Origin of the sequence: Pseudochrobactrum kiredjianiae, assembly GCF_030362795.1 — a bacterium.
GTDB lineage: Bacteria > Pseudomonadota > Alphaproteobacteria > Rhizobiales > Rhizobiaceae > Pseudochrobactrum > Pseudochrobactrum kiredjianiae.
Genome location: NZ_JAUCBM010000006.1, coordinates 39086 through 57861, shown reverse-complemented (window position 1 = coordinate 57861; position 18776 = coordinate 39086). Strand labels below are relative to the sequence as shown.

Below are 18776 nucleotides of genomic sequence, written 5' to 3'. Positions count from 1 at the left end.
TTCCGGCAATCGGGAGTCGCACTTTTCTGAGCGAGGCTGTATAGAAACTCACGTTCTGTAAAAAAACGGGCTTGTATAAGCACGCGTTTTAAAAAGAGCGGGCCTAAAGCGGCATGTGTCACAGGCTCGATTCAAATTCCAAACACACTGTACATTCTGTACTGAGGAGTTTTCTTCATGGCTAATGTGATCGTCGTCGGCTCGCAATGGGGCGACGAAGGTAAAGGTAAGATCGTTGACTGGTTGTCAGAGCGCGCCGATGTTATCGTGCGTTATCAGGGCGGCCACAATGCCGGTCATACTCTGGTGATTGATGGTGTAAGCTACAAGCTTGCGCTGCTTCCTTCAGGCCTCGTACGCGGCAAACTTTCCGTTATCGGTAATGGTGTTGTCGTTGATCCGCATCATTTTGTGACAGAAGTAGAAAAGCTGCGCGCGCAGGGTGTTAAAGTCACCCCTGAAGTTCTGCGCATTGCTGAAAATGCTCCTCTGATCCTGTCTCTGCACCGTGAACTGGATGCGATCCGTGAAGATGGTTCTGCTGGTCTGAAGATCGGCACCACCAAACGCGGTATCGGCCCTGCTTACGAAGACAAGGTTGGCCGTCGTGCCATCCGCGTGATTGATTTGGCTGAGCCGGAAAGTCTGCGTCCGAAAATTGAACGCCTGCTGACCCATCACAATGCGCTGCGTCGCGGTATGGGACTGGCTGAAATTTCCGTCGACAGCATTCATAATGAACTGACAGAAGTTGCCGACCAGATCCTGCCTTATGTGGATCAGGTTTGGAAAATTCTCGACGACAAGCGCAAAGCCGGTGCCCGTATTCTGTTCGAAGGTGCGCAGGGCGCGTTGCTCGATAATGACCACGGTACTTATCCGTTTGTGACCTCGTCGAACACTGTTGCCGGTCAGGCTGCTGCCGGTTCGGGTCTTGGTCCGACAGCAATCGGTTATGTGCTTGGTATTACCAAGGCTTATACCACCCGCGTTGGTGAAGGCCCGTTCCCTTGTGAGCTGGATGATGCAATCGGTGAACACCTCTCGACCGTTGGTCGTGAAGTTGGTGTTAACACCGGCCGTTCCCGTCGTTGCGGCTGGTTCGATGCGGTTCTGGTCAAGCAGACTGTGCGCACTTCCGGTATTACTGGTATTGCGCTGACTAAGCTGGATGTTCTCGACGGTCTGGACGAGATCAAAGTTTGCGTGGCTTACGAGCTGGACGGCGAACGTATTGATTATCTGCCAGCCTCAATGGATGCACAGGCACGCGTCAAGCCGATCTATGAAACACTGGAAGGCTGGAAAGACACAACTGCCGGTGCCCGTTCGTGGAATGAACTGCCTGCACAGGCTGTAAAATATGTTCGTTATATTGAAGAGCTGATCGGTACGCCGGTTTCCATGCTCTCCACCAGCCCTGAGCGTGACGATACTATTCTGGTAACCGATCCGTTTCAGGACTAAAATCTGCTGAATAAGCGTGATTTTAAAAGGCGGGATTTCGATCCCGCCTTTTTTGCATTCACAGCCCCTTGATTGCTAAGGCAGACTGCTCCATCTTGGATCGGGGACGTTTTCAGGGTGCTGCGGGACTTTTTAACGATATTTTATCGTTTGTTACCGTCTGTAAGGTGTTGAATTCCACAGTAAACTTTGCATTCGTTAAGAGTTATGTTTAATAAAACATTCAGATTTCATCTGATTTTCTCATGAATAGGCTGATATGGCGCTGCTCTCAAGCGCCCGGAGAGGCAGATTCAGTCGCCAGTAACGGATTTGGAAGAGTATGGCAGATTTTGCAGCGGTACTGAAAAAGACAATTGATGCTCAGGCTAATCCTGATCAGGCGCTTCGTCAGCGTGTCTATGCGAAGGCCCGCTCCACGATCGAGCAGAAGCTTGCGGCTGCCAGTGCGCCGGATGCTGTAGCGCAGCGCCAGCGCCAGATTCTTGAAGCGGCGATTGAAGAAACAGAGGCTGAATATCGTGCAGCCGAACGTGCTGCCGAAGAAGCGGCCAAGCCGGAACAGGTTGCTGATCCGCTGGAAGATTTTCTCAAGGCTGTGCAGGAAGCCGGTGTTGTTGAAGAGCAAAACGAGCATTCGTCCGTCTTGCCGGATGCACCCTATGATGAGACACAGCATGGCGGCTCTCAGGATGAATGGCAAAGTGAGCGCACTGAGAGTTCTGACTTTGATGAGCGCGGCTCTTACAAAAATCATGATTATGATGAAGAGCCACGCAGCGGTCGCTCGAAAGGTCTGATCGTTGGTTTGATCGCCGTATTGCTGCTTGGCGGTGCCGGTTATGCTGGCTGGAGCTATCAGAGTCAGATTAAGGATTATGTTTCCTCGCTGACAGGTGGCTCAACAGACACTGGTGAAGGCACCGATGAAGGTGAGGATACCGGCGACGGCGAAACGACACCGGAAGCGACGACACCGCCAGCAAATACACAACCGGCAACTACACCACCGGCAGCATCCAGTGATAGCGGAAATACAACGCCGCCTGTCACTGATCCCAAGCCTGAAGGTGAGCAGAAGCTGACACAGCGCTTGCTGCCGGACGGCAGTGAAGTGGATGAAGGTGCCTCCTCTGATGCACCGACAATCGGTGAGGGCACATCCAATGCCCCGGTTACGGGAAATGCTCCGGCAACCAATGGTGCAAATTCTGGTCCTGCAACAACGCAGGGACAGGCCGTTCCTGTTGGCCAACCGGCTTTCTTCTATGAAGAACAGCGTGGCGGAGAAACTTCAGCTGCAATCAAGGGCAGTGTTGTCTGGTCTGTCATTCAGGATTCACCGGGAGAGGGTGTGCCTGATGAACCGGCAATCCGTGCCGATGTCAGCTTCCCTGATAAGAAAATTAATCTGCGTATGACTATGCGTCGGAATGCGGATCAGTCGATTCCTGCCAGTCACTTGATTGAAATGATTTATACGGTGCCTGAAGATTTTGATGGCGGCGTGATCGAGAATGTTCAGCGTGTAACCTTCAAGGATTCAGAACAGTCTGCCGGTAATCCGCTGGCGGCTATTCCGATGAAGATTGCTGATAACTTCTTCCTTGTGGCGCTGAATGATGCCCGCACAGCGGTTGATATGAACCTGACATTGATGCGCCGTCAGCAATGGATCGATATTCCGATTACTTATCGTAATGGCCGCCGCGCTTTGCTCAGCATTGAAAAAGGTGTGCCGGGCGATAAGGTCTTTGATGAAGTGCTCAAAGGCTGGGGCAGCACAGCGCCGGCAGCAAATTAATCCTGCCTGTATTTCAATAAAAAACCGCCCTGTGCATTATGCGCAGGGCGGTTTTGTTCTATCGGATTACCGGATTGTTTATGCAGCCTGTGCAGAGGCCATAACAGCCTCCTGAACTTTTTCAAATGCACGCACTTCGATCTGGCGTACACGCTCGCGGCTGATGCCGAATTCAGTGGAAAGATCTTCCAGCGTAATCGGGTCTTCGCTTAAGCGGCGGGCTTCGAAAATACGGCGCTCACGGTCATTGAGCTGGGACATAGCCTTTTCAAGCATGGTGCGGCGGCTGTTGAGTTCATCCTCTTCAATCAGCATCTGCTCCTGAGAGGCGCTGTCGTCAACCAGCCAGTCCTGCCATTCGCCGCTTTCACCTTCCGACGCACGGATCGGCGCATTCAGCGAAGCATCACCGCTCATGCGGCGGTTCATGGACACGACTTCTTCTTCTGATACGCGCAGACGTGTCGCGATTTCCTTGACCTGATCGGGGCGCAGATCACCGTCATCCAGTGCCTGAATCTTGTTCTTGGCCTTACGCAGATTAAAGAACAAACGTTTCTGGTTGGCGGTGGTGCCCATTTTAACGAGGCTCCACGACCGCAGCACATATTCCTGAATCGAGGCCTTGATCCACCACATTGCATAGGTCGCGAGGCGGAAGCCCCGCTCCGGTTCAAAGCGTTTCACGGCCTGCATCAGGCCGACATTGCCCTCAGAGATAACTTCACCGATTGGCAGGCCATAGCCGCGATAGCCCATGGCAATTTTGGCCACGAGACGCAGGTGACTGGTAACAAGTTTATGCGCGGCTTCCGGATCAGCATGCTCGCTATAGCGTTTGGCAAGCATATATTCTTCCTGAGGCTGAAGCATCGGGAAACGGCGGATTTCATCGAGATATCGTGTCAGACCACCATCACCTGCGGTGATAGCTGGTAAAGTTGCACGGGCCATAGAGCACCCTCCTTTTTGTGACAGGTTCCCATTGAGGCGAACCCGCGTCTGTATGATAACCAATTCAGACAGTTCGTCGCATAAAGTGAGTATATAGTAAGAATTTAGGCGAAAACACGGTCAAAGTGACAAAACACGAGAATTTTATCAATCTGACTACAGAATTATAAAAATGAAAGCCTGGTATGTTAACTTATTGAAAAATAAATGTAATATTTTGCGAAAAATGAAGAAGAAAAAAATAATCGGGAGAAGGATGTGTCCCGCTCCCGATTATTACAGTAATTTAATGAAGCGCTATGCTGTCATCAGGCTTTTAATCTGCCTTCAGACCGCCGTAACGGAAAGCTTCAACGAGATTCTGCATATCTTCCGGCATTTCAGCGGTGAATTCCATAAATTCACCGGTCATCGGATGCTCAAAAGCCAGCAAACGGGCATGCAGAGCTTGCCGCTGAAAATTTTGTACAGTTGTTTTCAAATCATCGGTCAGGCGGTTGGCTTTGGTTTTATAGGCGCCGCCATAATCATTGTCGCCGATCAGCGGATGGCCGATATGCGCCATATGCACACGAATCTGATGGGTGCGGCCGGTCTCGAGCCGGCATTCAATCAGTGAAGCAAGGGCAGTTGCATCACTGTTTTCACCAAACCGTTCTTCAATTGAATAATGCGTGATGGCATAACGGGCGTCTTCGCGATCTTCACGCACTACAGCCTGTTTGGTACGATCACGGTGTGAGCGGCCAAGATGAGCATCAATCGTAGCGTTTGGGCGCTCCGGCATGCCCCAGACCAAAGCCAGATAGGCACGCTCCAGAGAGCCGGTGCGGCCGTGATCGGCAAATTGCGCACTCAGGTTCTGGTGCGCCTTGTCGTGTTTGGCAATAACCAGCACGCCGGATGTATCTTTATCCAGACGATGGACAATGCCCGGACGCTTAACGCCGCCGATACCGGAGAGGCTGTCGCCGCAATGGTGTATCAAAGCGTTAACCAAAGTTCCGGTCCAGTTGCCATTTCCCGGGTGAACAACCAGTCCGGCAGGCTTGTTGACCACAATTATGTCATTATCTTCATAAAGGAGATCAAGCGGAATATCTTCCGGCTGTGGATCAGCTGGTTCGGCTTCGGGAATGTGTAGCACAATCGTTGAACCTTCGCGCAATTTGTGCTTAGGCTCGCTCACAGTCCGGTTGTCTACCAGTACATGGCCGGCACTTATGAGTGATTGGATGCGATTTCGTGAAAGATCAGGCGTGAGTTGAGAAGCAAGCCACTGATCTAGCCGCTTTCCTGCGGCATTTGCGTCGGCAATTAGCTCTTTCAATCGTCTCTTCCCTTCGTTATCACGCCTCGCGATATCAATAATCGGAGACCTTAATGCAGGATCATTATTATCAAGAGCACCCGGAGCAGCAACAATATGCTGCACAAGCTTATCAGGAGCCACCGCTCGATCCGGCTATGGAACGTGTGCGTCGTAAAATGATTCGACTGCTGATTATATCAATTGGCATTATGGTGATAGGTCTTATCGCGGTGCTGAGTGCCGTCGTTTATAAAATCAATCAGGCACCGGATACAGCAGAAAGCGAAACAGCTCAATCAGATATTCCGGGGCAGAGCCCCGGGGCTAATATTCCGGGCCAAAGCCCTGGGGCGAATGTTCCGGGACAAGCAGCTAAGGCAGATGCGCAGGCACAGAATGCTGCCCAGCTGCCGCCAATGGTTGAATCCCAGCTGGAGCTGGCGCCGGGCACACGTCTTCTGTCGCAGAGCCTGTCAGGCAATCTGGTGTCACTGGAAACTTTGCTGCCGGATGGCGGGACTGAAATCATGATCTATGATTATCGCCAGTCCCGCTTTGTCGGACGTATGCGCCTCGGCAATCTGGAATAGGTCTTCGTTCTTATCAAAAGCTCCGTATCCGGTTGCGGCCGGTGCGGAGCTTTTGTTTGTTTAAAGCCTATTAGAGCGCCGTGCGCCCACTTGGGCGCACAAAGGTCGCTCTAACACTTTATATTTACAGCATAATTTTACCTGAAATTGATTCAAGTTTAAGGAATTATGCTGTAGCACTGGATAAACTCTGACAGCGTTTGAGTCTGGCTGGATCAGGGCTTTGCCTGTCCGGTAATCATTTATAAATTGCGGAAACAAAGATTCTTAAAGTCAGACGATGGTTTGACCTGTGTCAGAAGTTTTGCCAAGGTGCATTCAATTGATATTGAAAATGCTCTGGGTTCTTAAGTGGTCGCATATTTGCGGGTGTTAAATGAGACCGTTTAAACGCGTAATATGTACCGGCGTGTTTCACCCACGATTGCGCCTGGTCTTTGTGTTTTAGGCACAAAACGGGTTCTATGGGGATTTTAATAATGAAAAATGATTATGAAAAACAGCTTCGTGATGCGGGCGTGCGGATTACACGTCCCAGACGCGTCATTCTTGATATCCTGTCTCAGACGGAAGGGCATCCGGATGCTCTGGAAATTTTCCGTCATGCAGTTGAGGTTGATAGCAGTATTTCATTATCGACCGTCTACCGGACAATGAAATTGCTGGAAGAGCAGGGCGCTATTCACCGTCACGCTTTTGACGGTGGCCCGTCCCGTTTCGAACAGGCCGGCAATCAGCATCATGATCATCTGATTGATATGGAAACCGGCGATGTTATCGAGTTTCACTCTGAAATGATTGAGAAATTACAAGAAGAAATCGCCCGCTCGCTGGGGTATGAAATCATTCATCACCGCTTTGAGCTTTATGGCCGTAAGATTAAAAAATAACAAAATTCATATATCAGAATTTATTTTTAAATAATCTGATTTTGTGTGAAACCATTTCAAAAGACAGGCGTTGTAGTGATTGTGAAAGGCTAACAATCTGCCCCCTCACAGTTCAGCCTTTCACATACTGTGGGTTATGCCCCCTAATCCCATGGTCTGCGCGCTCCTGGAATTCAGTTTTCGGAGCGCGCTATTTTTTGTCTGAAGTGATTGAGTTTATTGAATGCGCTACAGCAAGCGCCAGTAAAAATATTTTAAAAATCGAAGTTCCGGTGCGGTATACGCAGATAATATTCCACGCTGTCTGGCTTAATTGAATAATGGGCCGTGCCGCTAACCGCCTGCGGGACAATGCGTAGCAAAACCGCGCTGCCGAAGCGCGAAGCATCAGGCTGAGGTTTTTGTAGTGCCGGAACATCAGTCGGATGGTCTGTTCTGCCTGTTCTGTCTGGGCTGTCCGGCGGGCAGGTTTGCTCTTTCCAGTGAATAATCAGATCCATCTCACCTTCACCATCCGGTTCCAGCTCTGCGGAGATGGTAAGACTGCCATGCTCGCAGGCGAGTGCACCATAGGATGCGGAGTTGACGATGAGTTCATGGAAAGCAAGCCCGACATGCAGCGCCGCGCCCGGAAACAGATAGGCATCCTGACCGGTGATGGTGAGGCGCGGGTCTTTAGGATGGATATATTTTTCCAGCTGAGAGAACAACAATTCGCGAAAATCTGCACCATGCCAGTTTGAATCGGTGACCAGATCCTGAGAATGCGAAAGCGAATGGAGGCGGCCGCGGAATTTTTGCAGAAACTGGTCAACAGAGCCGGAAAAGCGGGCTGTCTGCATGGCAATGCTTTGAATGATTGCGAGAAGGTTTTTGGAGCGGTGGCTGACTTCCCGTAGCAGAATTTTTAAAACCTGCTCACGGTGTTTCAGCTCGCTAATCTCGACAGCTGTTGTGACCACGCCGATGATTTTTCCGTCTTCATCCCTGTCGCTATCGATAAAGAATTCGTACCAGCGCGGGTTTTTCTTGTCCGGAAAGGAAATTTCCAACCGCTGGGCATCGCCGGTCTCAAGTAACTGGTTTTTGGCGGCCATCAGTTGGGCGGCAATGTCTTTCGGCATTAGCTCAGCTTCACTGATGTCGGGGCGCCATGGCAAATGCCAAAAATCAGGCAGGTTTTCTGCCCAGCTGTAATTCAGATTTGGGGTTTGGTAGAAAACAGAAACATTGCTGTTTCTGATGGCTCGCAACAGGGAGCGTAAGCGGATCTGGCCGGTACTGCTATATCCTGACACGGAAGATGTGGGAGCCATAAGATAGACTTTCTGTACACTATATCTGGCTTGAATTGCAGATTGTTGCGGCATACCAGAAGACAGAGACGGGACGCAACGCTGGCGTCCCGATTGGTTTTTTGAGTTGAATTTGTTTCATTTACGCTTTCCTGATGAAACCGGCAATCAGCGACAAGAGCAGCAAGCCAAGGAAAATATAGAACAGGATTTGCGCAATACCAGCCGATGCACCGGCAATTCCGCCAAAACCAAGTGCACCGGCGATGATGGCCACGATCAGAAAGACAACTGCATAATACAACATGATAACCTCCTCATTTTCTGACTATGTTTTGTATAAACAAAACCGGATATATTCAGGTTATTGCATGTTATAGAAACGTGTCGTGGCGGGTTTAGTTCCTGTCATTGCTCGTTTTTGGGCTTTTTATGCGTGTGCCGGTGCACTTTCCTCGAAAAACAGCGCCTGACTGATCAGCGCCTTGACCATGTCCGGATTAAACGGTTTGGTGACAAGGAAGGTCGGCTCTGATCGCTCGCCTGTGAGCAGGCGCTCCGGAAAAGCCGTGATAAAGATCACCGGAATAGCATCCGTTTTCAGAATGTCATTGACCGCATCAATACCGGAGCTACCGTCGGCAAGCTGAATGTCTGCCAGAACCATGGCCGGTTTTTCTGCATTATAGAGCGTCAGAGCTTCCTGATGCGTGCGGGCAATACCGACAACCTCATGCCCCAGCGTTTCCACCATCTGCTCAATATCCATGGCGATCAGCGGCTCATCTTCAATAATCATGATACGGGTGGCAACGTGACGGGAAATCTGCTCTGAAGCCTCCGAAAGCAGTGCTGAAAAGCCCGCTTCATCTTCCTGCAGGATTTCGGCTGCTTCTTTATCGTTGAAACCTTCAACAGAAACCAGAAGGAAGGCTTGACGCGAGCGTGGTGTCAGCATGGCCAGATTTTGTGATGCACGCTTTTCCCACGGATGCTGCATATCATGATCCGGTAATTCGATCGATGTGCGGTCGAAAATACTGGAATAAAGCCTGTAGAGCGCTATCTTATCAGATGAACTGTCGGGAAAGACTGAAATGTCATCAATGAGCGCTTCAAGGATTGCTGCAACATATGCATCTCCTGCGGATTGCGAGCCGGTCACGGCACGTGAGAAACGACGGAGATAAGGCAGATGCGGTGCAATACGCGTAGACAATGACATTGAGTGCTCCATTTATATCGGCTGTCGTAAGACAGCTTGTTTATGGTTTTAACGGCTGACTATAAAAATTGTTCCTGCGTTTGGGAACTATTTATTCACCCCCGCATTATGATTTGGATATGGCATCTCAATCGGCTGAATTTTTGCAAACCGGTAAAATGCTTTCATCTGAGTCCCCTGTGAAAATCAGGGGCAATAACCGGAATACGACTGAGATGACCAATAAAAATAAACCTCTTCAGGATCAAGATAACGCTATGACCTCATTTTCGCGCGAAGATTACGCGCAAAACAGCCAGCATTCGGGCAGTTCAAATAAGGGGGATGAACTGGGAGCGAATTCGGAGATCGGAACAAAACTCCGTGCGCTTTATTCCAGCATTCAGGACGAGACAATCCCTGACCGTTTTCTTGATCTGTTAGAGAAACTTGATCAAGCCGAACTTAAATCTGCTTCTCATTCAAGGAATTAAGAAGAATGGCGGAGGAGAGAGACGAATTTAAACGGCTGATGCTTGCAGCCTTACCGGGTTTGCGTGCCTTTGCCGTGTCGCTGTCAGGTCAACAGGACAAAGCTGATGATCTGGTGCAGGATACAATTATGAAAGCCTGGGGCAAACGCGACAGCTTTGAGATGGGTACCAATATCAAAGCCTGGCTGTTTACAATTTTGCGTAATGAATTTTACAGCCAGATGCGTAAGCGTGGCCGTGAGATACAGGATTCTGACGGGTTTTATACAGAGCGTCTGGCTGTTCATCCGTCCCAATATGGTTCGCTTGATTTACAGGATTTTCGCAAAGCATTGAATGAATTGCCTGATGATCAGCGTGAAGCCATCATTCTGATTGGCGCTTCAGGCTTTTCCTATGAGGAGGCAGCCGAAATTTGTGAATGCGCTGTCGGGACAATCAAGAGCCGTGTCAGCCGTGCGCGTGTGCGTTTGCAGGAATTGCTCGATATTAAAGGCAATTCTGATTACGGCCCGGACGATGCGTCATCACAGGTGACAATGCGCTCTTTTTAACCGGAGTACAGGCTATTTGAAAATAATTGCAGTGCTGAATGGTGAAAGCGGTACTTTGCGCACGCTGGATATCGCGGCGTTTATCGCAGATACGGAGGCTGCATTTACCGCAGAAGGCCATGAGTTGCACTGCGAAGTCACTGACGGCGAGCATATTCTTAGTGTTCTTGAAGCGGCCGCGCAAAATCCTGATTATGATGTTTTGCTGGCTGGCGGCGGCGATGGCACAATTTCTGCTGCGGCCGCACTGGCATGGCGCAATGATAAAATATTAGGCGTCTTGCCCGCAGGGACAATGAACCTCTTCGCACGTTCCCTGAATATGCCGCAGAATATCAGTGTCAGCATTCACGCTTTGGCGCGCGCTACCATTCAGGCGGTTGATATCGGTACCTGTAACGGACAGGTTTTTGTGCATCAGGTGGCGATTGGCCTGCATCCGCTGCTTATCCGTATTCGCGAGAAATATAATTATTCTTCCCGCCTCGGTAAAATCTGGGCGAATTTTCGCGCTATGGTGCAATTGATCAGGCATGTGCCCCGTGTAAAGACGGAGGCCGTTATTGACGGCCGCACAACCAAAGGCGTGTATTCCGCTCTGGCGATTTCCAATAATCCCTATGGCGACGGCGTTTTGCCGGTTGCACCTGATGTACAGACAGGGCGGCTGGGGTTTTATCTGGCGAAGCCCTTGCCGGTGAGCGGAATGATCCGGTTGTTCTGGGATATTTTGCGGGGCAAATGGCGTAGTAATCTCGCGATCGTGGAAGACCATGCCCGCTCTGTGCAGCTAAAAACTGTGACGCATAAAACGCATCAATTTATGTCGGTCGACGGAGAACTGTTGCCGTTGCCCGCTACACTGGAAATACAAATCCATCCGGCTGCGCTGAAGGTGCTGATGCCGGAAGATGTGGGGCAGATCCTCATCGATCTCTGATGAAAAAACACCGCGCAGAAATATCGGCGCGGTGTTTTTAACTTTATGGTGTTTTTAGCTTTATAATGTAGCAGCGCCGGTATCATCGGAGCTGGCGCCGAGCTTTTCCAGAGCAAGCTCAACTTCCCGTAAATCTTTATTCAGACCGTCATCGGGATCCATGCCACCTTCAGTGGCTGCACGCTGAATATCGCGCGCCTCTTCCTGAAGTTTCATAATCGCATCGGTTTTGTCTTGCTTGGTCAGGGACGTATTTTTGAGGATGTCTTCAAGCTGTGCTTTTGTTGAACTGATCATTGATGGTCTCCTTAGGGTTTTGGCTGAGCTGAACTCTGCGGAGGGGAGGCGGGCAGTGTTTAGCTACCCTGATCCTTCTTCGGGGTGCTGCCCGGTTTTTTATCCTTTGACAGCAGGCTAACTGCAAGCAATCCGGCAACCGGTAATGCTAAAGTCAGAAGCGGTTTTTTGAGCAGTGTCGGCACTGCGGCGACAGCAGCAGCGGTCAGAGCCGCATTGGTGTCAATGGCAGCGCGTCGTTCTTCAAGTCTGCGCTTTTCTGCATTATCCATCACGACGTTGATGATATAAGCTATGATAGCCAAGACCACGCAACCGGCGGTGATAATCAGAGCTGCGATAATCAGGCCGAACTTCATCATCAGTGCAAAAAACAATGCCATCAGCAGGAAGAATGTCGCTGTGAGCAATGCAATCGCCATAATCGTATAAAGAATGGCGCTGCGCTTGGCGCGCTGCGTTGCGGCCTGCACTTCGCTACCAATAATGGCTGAGATGACCGGTGTGAAGAGTTTCAGCATATCAGCGCCGTGTCAAAGCGGCGACGAGGTAACCGAAGGCCGCGGCCAGTGCCAGCGATGTCACCGGACGTTCCTGCACATAATCTGTAACTTGCTGTTCAACCGAGCAGGCACTGCTTTTGAGTGAATTCAGAGCATCTTCGCCCTGTTCGTAAACATCATTATAGGTATCTGATGCGTCTTGTCTGACCTGATTGATCTTACGCGAACCCATATCTGTCAGTGTTGCGGCAATGGCAGCAATATCTTCTTTAAGCTGGGCAATTTGCGCCTGTAATTCTGCAGTATTGTCGTCCTGAACGTCATTAACGGTTTTAGTGTCACGAGCCATTGATGCCTCCGAAAGTGGAATGAGCAAATTATCGGGTGTCGTTTAGTTTCAGAAATATAACGTGTCTTTAAGCTAATGGTTCCACAGTTTCATTGCCAGAGGTATGCCGGAAAACAGTCGCCCGCCAAGGCTACAATCGGCAATCAGGGTTAATTGCGTTTTTCATGAGGTAGAACTGAGGGTAAAATTAAAACGGCAGCCTGTACGTTACGCGCAGGCTGCCGCTAAAAGGCAATGTTGTGTGAAATAGGGTGTCAGGCAACCATCAGAATGAGAGCCGCAATAAACAGGCATGCGGCGGTCACATAAAAACCGGTGCGTAAAACCGCGGTTTCCTGCTGTTCCGGTTCAAAAGAGCCTGCCATTGCAGTGCGGGCGGCAGCTTCAATGGTCTGCATATCTTTGTGCATCATCTACTGTCTCCGTAATCATTATGACATTGTCAGAAGTGTATAATGGTATGCACCATCATATAGGGCTTTAATGCGACAGGTTTATGATTGTTCCTTGTCCGTATCTTAATATTTGACGATACAGAGCCGGATATGCAAACCTGTATAAAATTGTCATGTTATGGAGTGGCGATTGCCGTTATAATCAGAGGCGAGGCAGCGACTCACCAAAGCTGCGGATCGGAAAAAGCGGCTTACCGGCACAGGAAAATGTTTTTACGTATAAAATAATTCCTTTGTTTTGGTGAATAAGTTCCCGATTTAGGGCAAATAACAGCAGAATGACGGGTTTTTATAAAACATGACTTGCGGCGTCATGTTTGATGGTTGTATTGCAGGTGCTGAAAAGGCAGTTGCCGGGTTGTTTCAGTAATACCGTGTACGCGCGGAGCAGGTTAATCCTGCGCAGGCTGAGAATCTTAAAGGCCGGACTGTCCCTGATAATGAAATGCAGTGAGGTCTAAGCGGTGGTTAAGACGGTGTCCAAGGCAGCAACATCATTCAAGGCAGGATTGTCAGTATTTGTTCTTACTGCCTGTCTGGCGGGCGGGAATATGCTGAGTTCTGCAGTACCTGCTATGGCGCAGGAAGCTCAACCACAGCAAACTGCTCCGCAAGCCCAGCAGCAAGCACCCGTTGCGACAACTCCTGCGGCACCTGCTGCTCCGGCTGCAACAACACCAGCCAGCAATGAACCTGCAGTGACGCAGCCGTCATCCGGTGCGACCGCGCCGGTATCACAGAGCCAGAACACGGGCGAGCAGGTAACTCCGGCTACCCAGCCGGTACAGACTGCACCGGAAGCTCAGGCAACAGCAACAGGTACTGCCTCTCAGAATAATCCAGTTCAGCCTGAAGCTGCGGCACCGGTACGCACTGCGGATAACGGCTTGCAGATCCCGCATGATCTTTCCCCTTGGGGCATGTTCATGGCTGCGGACTGGGTGGTTAAGTCTGTAATGATCGGCCTGGCCATTGCCTCTCTGGCGACATGGACCGTATGGCTGGCCAAAACTCTTGAAATTGCTGGCGCACGCAGCCGTGCGCGTCGCGCCCTGAAAGAAGTGTCTCACGCTGAAAATCTGGCGACTGCTGTGCAGGCTCTGGAAAAGACCCGTGGTCCTGGTGCGCATCTTGTTCGTGCAGCACAGGAAGAGGTTTCGCAGTCTACCTCGGCTGCGGCTTTTGTCGGCGGTGAAGGCCTGAAAGAACGCGTTGCATCGCGTCTCAGCCGTATTGAAGCGGGTGCCGGTCGTCGTCTTGCTAAAGGCACCGGTATTCTCGCGACCATTGGTTCTGTAGCACCATTTGTGGGTTTGTTCGGTACTGTATGGGGGATTATGAATTCCTTTATCGGTATCTCCGAAGCGCAGACCACCAATCTGGCTGTTGTGGCGCCGGGTATTGCGGAAGCGCTGCTGGCGACAGCGATTGGTCTGGTTGCCGCTATCCCTGCCGTGATTATTTATAATATCTTCGCCCGTTCGGTCACATCCTATCGTCATCTTTTGGCCGATGTCGGCGCTGGTGTTGAACGACTGGTCAGCCGTGATCTGGATATCCGTGCAGCCCGTGACATTGTGCAGAAACAGGCCGCCCGTGTTAATCCGGTGCAGTCTGCACCTGTGACGAAAGCAGCGGAGTGAGCGATATGGGCAGCCGTTTGCGTGAAGATGCCGGTGACGAACTGCAGGAAAGCCATGAAATCAACGTGACGCCGTTTATCGACGTGATGCTGGTGCTTCTGATTATCTTCATGGTGGCAGCGCCTCTGGCAACCGTTGATATTAATGTTGATCTGCCTGCGGCCAGTGCAACACCGCAGCCACGTCCTGATAAGCCGGTTTATCTGACCCTGAAGGATGATCTCAGCATCAGCCTTGGTAATGATGCTGTGCCACGCGATGCATTGGCTGGTTCGCTGGATCGTCTGTCCGAAGGTAATAAAGATACCCGCATTTTCTTGCGCGCTGACAAGATGGTCGGTTATGGCGAGCTGATGAATGTCATGAACCTGCTGCGTGAAGCAGGGTATCTCAAGATTGCGCTTGTTGGTCTCGAGACACTTGGTGCGCCTGATGGCACAGCAACCCCTGTGACTGCGCCTGCCGCAGATCAAAATGCAGGCCAAAGCACAGGAGAGTGAGACGTGAAGGAATTACCGATCGATCACCCGCCGGTGAAGGGAATGAAAAACGGATCAACTGTTGAACCGTCTGGCGGTGCCTGGAAAGATATGACGCGCTGGCTCGGAGCCGGTGCGTTCGTTCTGATGGCACATGCGGCAGGGGCTTATGCTCTGCATGCAGCTGTTCCGGAAATAGTACCGGATGGTGAGCCGCCGGCGGCGATTATGATGGAGCTTGATCCGGTGCCGCAAGCGCCGGAAGTGGAAGAAGATTCCGTTGCACCTTCTGCAGAGGCCTCGCAAAATCCTGATGAAGCTGAAGTTGAGCCAGAACAACCGGTTGAACAGGTCGAAGAAGTAACACCTGAGGAACCTGTTGAGGAACCGCAGGAAGTGGCTGAAGCTGAGCCGGTGGAAGAAGTGACACCGGAAGTGCCTGAAGCACCAAAGCCTGAAGTTGTGTTGCCAAAGAAGGTTGAACAACCGAAAAAGGTAGAAAAAAAAGAACCAAAGCCTGAGAAACCGAAGGAAAAGCCAAAACCTAAGGAAAAGACTAAGAAAACACAGAAAGCCGAACAGACACAGGCTGCTTCTGCACCGCAGATCAATGCGCAGAATTCTGCCCGTGTTGCAGCCAATGCTAATCGCCAGAGCTCGGCATCTGCCGGTGTAAGTTCAGCAAAATGGCAGTCGAAGCTCTATGCGCATCTTAATCGGAAGAAGCGCTCCGCCCAGCGTGCTATCGGACGGAATAACAAGGGTATTGTTAATCTGACCTTTGTGATCGATCCGGCGGGGAATGTGCTTTCTGCCCGTGCAAACTCCGGTAATCCGGTTATGGATCAGGCTGTCGTGGAAATGGTGAAAAAAGCATCGCCGGTTCCTGCACCGCCACCGGCTATTGCAGAGGCACGTAAGGCGATTACGGTGCCGATTAAATTCGACTGATGACTCGAACGTAAAAAGCCCCGCATGATGCTCATGCGGGGCTTTTTCTATGCTGTAAATATAAAATGTTAGAGCGACCTTTATGCGCCCAAGAGGGCGCACGGCGCTTTAAGGTGTTTATTTCTGGCCGGTTGAACCAAAGCCACCGGCGCCGCGCACCGTTTCACTGACCTGATCGCGCTCTTCAACGTCAACCTGTGTTACCGGAGCAATAACGGCCTGTGCAATGCGCATGCCGCGCTCAATGCGGAAATCATCATCCCCGAGATTGATCAGCAGTACTTTGACCTCACCACGGTAATCGCTGTCGATAGTACCCGGTGTGTTGAGACAGGTGATACCATTTTTAAACGCAAGGCCGGAACGCGGACGAATCTGCGCTTCATAACCTTCTTCCAGTTCGAAAATCAGGCCGGTTGGCACCAGAGTGCGGCGACCTGGCAGCAGAACGATCTGGCGGTCTTCCGGCACAGCTGCGCGCAAGTCCATGCCTGCGGAACCTGAGGTTTCATAGGCTGGCAGATCCAGACCTTCAGCATGTTCAAGACGCACAATTCCGAGCTTCGGACGGCGGGACGATGAAGAGGAATTGGCAGTCATAATAAACCCTTTTCAGCAATACATGATTTAAAATGAGCACTAAACATATTGGGACGCTTTTTGAAAGAGAGCAGTCTGCGTCAAAGGAATTTAATTGTTCAGATCATCATTCTGAAAAATCACTAGAGCATGTCTGGCTCAAATGTATTCATTTGAGCTACCGCGAACATGCGACAATTAAAAGAATCTAGAGCGAGCGCAGTGAGTACGATTAAACGCAACACGCTCTAGAGTGATGCAAGTCTCAAAATAGCGGAATTTCCGTACTGTCTTTAATCTCTTCCATCACAAAAGAAGCCGAGACATCGGAAAGCGGTACACGGGTGATGAGCTTCTGATAAAGCCGGTCATAGGCCTTCATATCTTCAATACGGGCGCGGATAATATAATCAAGATCACCGCTCATACGATAGACGCCGACAACCTCCGTCAGGGAAGTGACCGCTGCACGGAATTGCTCCAGCCATTTCGGATCGTGATTGCTGGTGCGCACCAGCATGAAGACAGTGAGGCCAAGGCCGAGCTTATCGGCATCGACAAGCGCTACGCGTGCTTTGAGGATACCGTCATCTTCAAGCCGTTTTACCCGCCGCCAGCAGGCATTGCGCGATAAATTTATGCGTGAAGAGAGTGCATCAACAGAAAGTGTGGCATCTTTCTGCAGTTCCTGAAGGATACGGCGGTCAATTTCATCTATATTCTGGCTCATAATGGGATAATTGTCCCTTAAATTTCCAATATCAAGAATATTTTGAGATAAAGTGCCCCAAAAGCGGTGTTATTCTTTTTATCAGGTGCGGATAACTGCATTTTAAAAATGATAACGGGGAAATATCGTGCAAACCAAGGTAACTCGCTTGTTCACTGACCATCCCGCATCGGTGGATGAGACTTATTTTCAGCATATGGCTTTTGCGGGCAAATTTTCACTCATGCTTTTTGCGGCCGCATTTGCCGCGCTGATCCATGCAATTTTGCCATTTTTGTTTGAAAAGACTGCCAGCACTATTGTCGGTAAGCTCTATGCAAAAACGCATAAGCGCGGCACAGAGTAGTTAATTATTAACCATATCGGGCGGATGATCATCTTTCTGGGCGGTAGTTGTGATCTGCCGGTTATGATTTTTCACTGACCTGTCAGAGTGTCGTTCATGTGTAGCTGGGCTGCGTATTTCGGATCAGATCTGTATCTTGAGGATATTATCACTTCGCCTTGTCATTCGCTGATAGCGCAGAGCCATCATGCGCATGAAGCGAAAACCGCGACCAATGGTGACGGCTTTGGCGTGGCATGGTACGGGACACGGCAGGAACCGGGTCTGTATCGTGATCTGTTGCCCGCATGGTCTGACCAGAATTTGCGCAGTCTTGCGCGCCAGATTAATTCACGCCTGTTCCTCGCCCATGTGCGTGCGTCTACAGGCGGGGAAACCAGCCGCACCAATTGCCATCCGTTTGTGTATCAGCGCTGGAGCTTTATGCATAACGGCCAGATCGGCAGTTTTGACCGGTTGCGCCGACCATTAGAAAGCCTGCTGCCGGATACACTCTACAGCCACAAATCCGGTTCAACGGATTCAGAATTATTCTTTTTGCTGATGCTGCATTTCGGGCTGGATGATGATCCGCGTCATGCACTGACACGCACGGTTGAAACAATTTATGAAGCGGCAGAAGCTGCAAAAGTGCCGCCGTTTATCCGGTTGACCGCAGCCTTTTCTGACGGTCAATCGCTGTTCTCCGTGCGCTATGCCAGCGATATTTATGCGCCAACGCTTTATACAGCTAAAATGGCATCCGCCTCAGGGATTTGTGTTGTGTCCGAGCCATTGGATGGCGTGGCTGAAAACTGGATGGCAGTGCCGCGCAATAGTTTTTTGACCATCGACAAGCCAAACCATATTTGCATCGAGCCATTTATGGATGATCGGTCTGTGGTTAAACCTGCCCCAACGCTGGCGGTTGTGGCAGGCTAGAGCATATCTCCCAAAAGTG

At 50.5% G+C, this 18776-nt stretch carries 23 protein-coding genes; 12 read left to right on the top strand and 11 right to left on the bottom strand.

Annotation, left to right across the window (positions count from 1 at the left end; all coding sequences use genetic code 11):
- The first annotated feature begins 177 nt into the window (after positions 1 to 177).
- Together QUF18_RS12995 and QUF18_RS12990 are read left to right on the top strand one after the other, a co-directional pair.
- Positions 178 to 1467, top strand: a complete 1290-nt coding sequence (locus QUF18_RS12995) for an adenylosuccinate synthase (RefSeq protein ID WP_289387636.1) — start codon at positions 178 to 180, stop codon at positions 1465 to 1467.
- Between the two features lie 322 nt (positions 1468 to 1789).
- A complete protein-coding gene (locus QUF18_RS12990; protein ID WP_289387634.1) occupies positions 1790 to 3271 on the top strand; it encodes a transcriptional regulator in 1482 nt (493 codons plus the stop codon).
- A gap of 78 nt (positions 3272 to 3349) precedes the next feature.
- On the opposite strand, the gene rpoH is transcribed toward QUF18_RS12990, so the two are convergent.
- Both rpoH and QUF18_RS12980 read right to left on the bottom strand, forming a co-directional pair.
- Positions 3350 to 4225, bottom strand: coding sequence for an RNA polymerase sigma factor RpoH (gene rpoH / locus QUF18_RS12985; protein ID WP_289387633.1), 876 nt, complete (start codon positions 4223 to 4225; stop codon positions 3350 to 3352).
- Positions 4226 to 4541: 316 nt separating this feature from the next.
- Positions 4542 to 5555, bottom strand: coding sequence for an RluA family pseudouridine synthase (locus QUF18_RS12980; RefSeq protein ID WP_374807081.1), 1014 nt, complete (start codon positions 5553 to 5555; stop codon positions 4542 to 4544).
- A 53-nt stretch (positions 5556 to 5608) separates the two neighbouring features.
- Between QUF18_RS12980 and QUF18_RS12975 the strand changes: the two genes are divergently transcribed.
- Both QUF18_RS12975 and QUF18_RS12970 read left to right on the top strand, forming a co-directional pair.
- On the top strand, positions 5609 to 6127 hold the full coding sequence (locus QUF18_RS12975) for a hypothetical protein (RefSeq protein WP_374807079.1): 519 nt from the start codon (positions 5609 to 5611) through the stop codon (positions 6125 to 6127).
- Between the two features lie 464 nt (positions 6128 to 6591).
- The gene (locus tag QUF18_RS12970) at positions 6592 to 7017 is read left to right on the top strand and encodes a Fur family transcriptional regulator (RefSeq protein WP_289387632.1); all 426 of its coding nucleotides are present in this window, start codon (positions 6592 to 6594) and stop codon (positions 7015 to 7017) included.
- Between the two features lie 254 nt (positions 7018 to 7271).
- Here QUF18_RS12970 and QUF18_RS12965 read toward each other — a convergent pair whose 3' ends face one another.
- The 3 genes from QUF18_RS12965 to QUF18_RS12955 form a co-directional block, all read right to left on the bottom strand.
- Positions 7272 to 8333 carry a sensor histidine kinase gene (locus QUF18_RS12965; RefSeq protein ID WP_289387630.1) on the bottom strand — a complete coding sequence of 354 codons (1062 nt, stop codon included), beginning with the start codon at positions 8331 to 8333 and terminating at the stop codon, positions 7272 to 7274.
- Positions 8334 to 8454: 121 nt separating this feature from the next.
- Positions 8455 to 8619, bottom strand: coding sequence for a DUF1328 domain-containing protein (locus QUF18_RS12960; protein WP_113945367.1), 165 nt, complete (start codon positions 8617 to 8619; stop codon positions 8455 to 8457).
- Between the two features lie 123 nt (positions 8620 to 8742).
- Positions 8743 to 9537 carry a response regulator gene (locus QUF18_RS12955; RefSeq protein WP_289387626.1) on the bottom strand — a complete coding sequence of 265 codons (795 nt, stop codon included), beginning with the start codon at positions 9535 to 9537 and terminating at the stop codon, positions 8743 to 8745.
- A 257-nt stretch (positions 9538 to 9794) separates the two neighbouring features.
- Between QUF18_RS12955 and QUF18_RS12950 the strand changes: the two genes are divergently transcribed.
- Genes QUF18_RS12950 through QUF18_RS12940 form a run of 3 tightly spaced genes read left to right on the top strand, consistent with a single transcriptional unit; the run spans position 9795 to position 11504 of the window.
- Positions 9795 to 10010 carry a NepR family anti-sigma factor gene (locus tag QUF18_RS12950; RefSeq protein ID WP_353074520.1) on the top strand — a complete coding sequence of 72 codons (216 nt, stop codon included), beginning with the start codon at positions 9795 to 9797 and terminating at the stop codon, positions 10008 to 10010.
- A gap of 5 nt (positions 10011 to 10015) precedes the next feature.
- On the top strand, positions 10016 to 10564 hold the full coding sequence (locus QUF18_RS12945; protein ID WP_289387624.1) for an RNA polymerase sigma factor: 549 nt from the start codon (positions 10016 to 10018) through the stop codon (positions 10562 to 10564).
- 16 nt (positions 10565 to 10580) lie between these two features.
- Positions 10581 to 11504, top strand: coding sequence for a diacylglycerol/lipid kinase family protein (locus QUF18_RS12940; protein ID WP_289387622.1), 924 nt, complete (start codon positions 10581 to 10583; stop codon positions 11502 to 11504).
- A 60-nt stretch (positions 11505 to 11564) separates the two neighbouring features.
- On the opposite strand, the gene QUF18_RS12935 is transcribed toward QUF18_RS12940, so the two are convergent.
- The 4 genes from QUF18_RS12935 to QUF18_RS12920 all read right to left on the bottom strand — a co-directional run bounded on the left by QUF18_RS12935 (position 11565) and on the right by QUF18_RS12920 (position 13066).
- Positions 11565 to 11801: an ANIS5 family metal-binding protein gene (locus QUF18_RS12935; RefSeq protein ID WP_289387621.1), complete on the bottom strand. Its 237-nt coding sequence runs from the start codon at positions 11799 to 11801 to the stop codon at positions 11565 to 11567.
- Positions 11802 to 11860: 59 nt separating this feature from the next.
- Positions 11861 to 12322 (bottom strand): hypothetical protein, encoded by a 462-nt coding sequence (locus QUF18_RS12930; RefSeq protein WP_289387619.1) that lies wholly within the window; start codon positions 12320 to 12322, stop codon positions 11861 to 11863.
- 1 nt (position 12323) lies between these two features.
- Positions 12324 to 12653: an ElaB/YgaM/YqjD family protein gene (locus QUF18_RS12925; RefSeq protein ID WP_289387618.1), complete on the bottom strand. Its 330-nt coding sequence runs from the start codon at positions 12651 to 12653 to the stop codon at positions 12324 to 12326.
- Between the two features lie 254 nt (positions 12654 to 12907).
- On the bottom strand, positions 12908 to 13066 hold the full coding sequence (locus QUF18_RS12920) for a hypothetical protein (RefSeq protein ID WP_289387617.1): 159 nt from the start codon (positions 13064 to 13066) through the stop codon (positions 12908 to 12910).
- 593 nt (positions 13067 to 13659) lie between these two features.
- Between QUF18_RS12920 and exbB the strand changes: the two genes are divergently transcribed.
- Genes exbB through QUF18_RS12905 form a run of 3 tightly spaced genes read left to right on the top strand, consistent with a single transcriptional unit; the run spans position 13660 to position 16181 of the window.
- Entirely contained in the window at positions 13660 to 14751 is a 1092-nt protein-coding gene (gene exbB / locus QUF18_RS12915) for a tonB-system energizer ExbB (protein ID WP_289387616.1), read from the top strand.
- A gap of 5 nt (positions 14752 to 14756) precedes the next feature.
- Positions 14757 to 15251: a TonB system transport protein ExbD gene (gene exbD, locus QUF18_RS12910; protein ID WP_289387614.1), complete on the top strand. Its 495-nt coding sequence runs from the start codon at positions 14757 to 14759 to the stop codon at positions 15249 to 15251.
- A 42-nt stretch (positions 15252 to 15293) separates the two neighbouring features.
- Positions 15294 to 16181: an energy transducer TonB gene (locus QUF18_RS12905; protein WP_374807146.1), complete on the top strand. Its 888-nt coding sequence runs from the start codon at positions 15294 to 15296 to the stop codon at positions 16179 to 16181.
- A gap of 117 nt (positions 16182 to 16298) precedes the next feature.
- On the opposite strand, the gene dut is transcribed toward QUF18_RS12905, so the two are convergent.
- Positions 16299 to 16781, bottom strand: coding sequence for a dUTP diphosphatase (gene dut, locus QUF18_RS12900; protein ID WP_289387602.1), 483 nt, complete (start codon positions 16779 to 16781; stop codon positions 16299 to 16301).
- Between the two features lie 244 nt (positions 16782 to 17025).
- Positions 17026 to 17490: an Lrp/AsnC family transcriptional regulator gene (locus QUF18_RS12895; RefSeq protein WP_289387601.1), complete on the bottom strand. Its 465-nt coding sequence runs from the start codon at positions 17488 to 17490 to the stop codon at positions 17026 to 17028.
- Positions 17491 to 17617: 127 nt separating this feature from the next.
- Between QUF18_RS12895 and QUF18_RS12890 the strand changes: the two genes are divergently transcribed.
- Together QUF18_RS12890 and QUF18_RS12885 are read left to right on the top strand one after the other, a co-directional pair.
- Positions 17618 to 17836: a DUF6356 family protein gene (locus tag QUF18_RS12890; protein WP_289387599.1), complete on the top strand. Its 219-nt coding sequence runs from the start codon at positions 17618 to 17620 to the stop codon at positions 17834 to 17836.
- A 96-nt stretch (positions 17837 to 17932) separates the two neighbouring features.
- Positions 17933 to 18757 carry a class II glutamine amidotransferase gene (locus QUF18_RS12885; RefSeq protein ID WP_289387597.1) on the top strand — a complete coding sequence of 275 codons (825 nt, stop codon included), beginning with the start codon at positions 17933 to 17935 and terminating at the stop codon, positions 18755 to 18757.
- Positions 18758 to 18776: the final 19 nt, after the last annotated feature.

Coding starts and splice junctions, on each gene's coding strand:
- QUF18_RS12995 (WP_289387636.1), top strand. CDS start 178: ATGGCTAATGTGATCGTCGTCGGCTCGCAATGGGGCGACGAAGGTAAA.
- QUF18_RS12990 (WP_289387634.1), top strand. CDS start 1,790: ATGGCAGATTTTGCAGCGGTACTGAAAAAGACAATTGATGCTCAGGCT.
- rpoH (WP_289387633.1), bottom strand. CDS start 4,225: ATGGCCCGTGCAACTTTACCAGCTATCACCGCAGGTGATGGTGGTCTG.
- QUF18_RS12975 (WP_374807079.1), top strand. CDS start 5,609: ATGCAGGATCATTATTATCAAGAGCACCCGGAGCAGCAACAATATGCT.
- QUF18_RS12970 (WP_289387632.1), top strand. CDS start 6,592: ATGGGGATTTTAATAATGAAAAATGATTATGAAAAACAGCTTCGTGAT.
- QUF18_RS12965 (WP_289387630.1), bottom strand. CDS start 8,333: ATGGCTCCCACATCTTCCGTGTCAGGATATAGCAGTACCGGCCAGATC.
- QUF18_RS12960 (WP_113945367.1), bottom strand. CDS start 8,619: ATGTTGTATTATGCAGTTGTCTTTCTGATCGTGGCCATCATCGCCGGT.
- QUF18_RS12955 (WP_289387626.1), bottom strand. CDS start 9,537: ATGTCATTGTCTACGCGTATTGCACCGCATCTGCCTTATCTCCGTCGT.
- QUF18_RS12950 (WP_353074520.1), top strand. CDS start 9,795: ATGACCTCATTTTCGCGCGAAGATTACGCGCAAAACAGCCAGCATTCG.
- QUF18_RS12945 (WP_289387624.1), top strand. CDS start 10,016: ATGGCGGAGGAGAGAGACGAATTTAAACGGCTGATGCTTGCAGCCTTA.
- QUF18_RS12935 (WP_289387621.1), bottom strand. CDS start 11,801: ATGATCAGTTCAACAAAAGCACAGCTTGAAGACATCCTCAAAAATACG.
- QUF18_RS12930 (WP_289387619.1), bottom strand. CDS start 12,322: ATGCTGAAACTCTTCACACCGGTCATCTCAGCCATTATTGGTAGCGAA.
- QUF18_RS12925 (WP_289387618.1), bottom strand. CDS start 12,653: ATGGCTCGTGACACTAAAACCGTTAATGACGTTCAGGACGACAATACT.
- QUF18_RS12920 (WP_289387617.1), bottom strand. CDS start 13,066: ATGATGCACAAAGATATGCAGACCATTGAAGCTGCCGCCCGCACTGCA.
- exbB (WP_289387616.1), top strand. CDS start 13,660: ATGCTGAGTTCTGCAGTACCTGCTATGGCGCAGGAAGCTCAACCACAG.
- exbD (WP_289387614.1), top strand. CDS start 14,757: ATGGGCAGCCGTTTGCGTGAAGATGCCGGTGACGAACTGCAGGAAAGC.
- QUF18_RS12905 (WP_374807146.1), top strand. CDS start 15,294: ATGAAAAACGGATCAACTGTTGAACCGTCTGGCGGTGCCTGGAAAGAT.
- dut (WP_289387602.1), bottom strand. CDS start 16,781: ATGACTGCCAATTCCTCTTCATCGTCCCGCCGTCCGAAGCTCGGAATT.
- QUF18_RS12895 (WP_289387601.1), bottom strand. CDS start 17,490: ATGAGCCAGAATATAGATGAAATTGACCGCCGTATCCTTCAGGAACTG.
- QUF18_RS12885 (WP_289387597.1), top strand. CDS start 17,933: ATGTGTAGCTGGGCTGCGTATTTCGGATCAGATCTGTATCTTGAGGAT.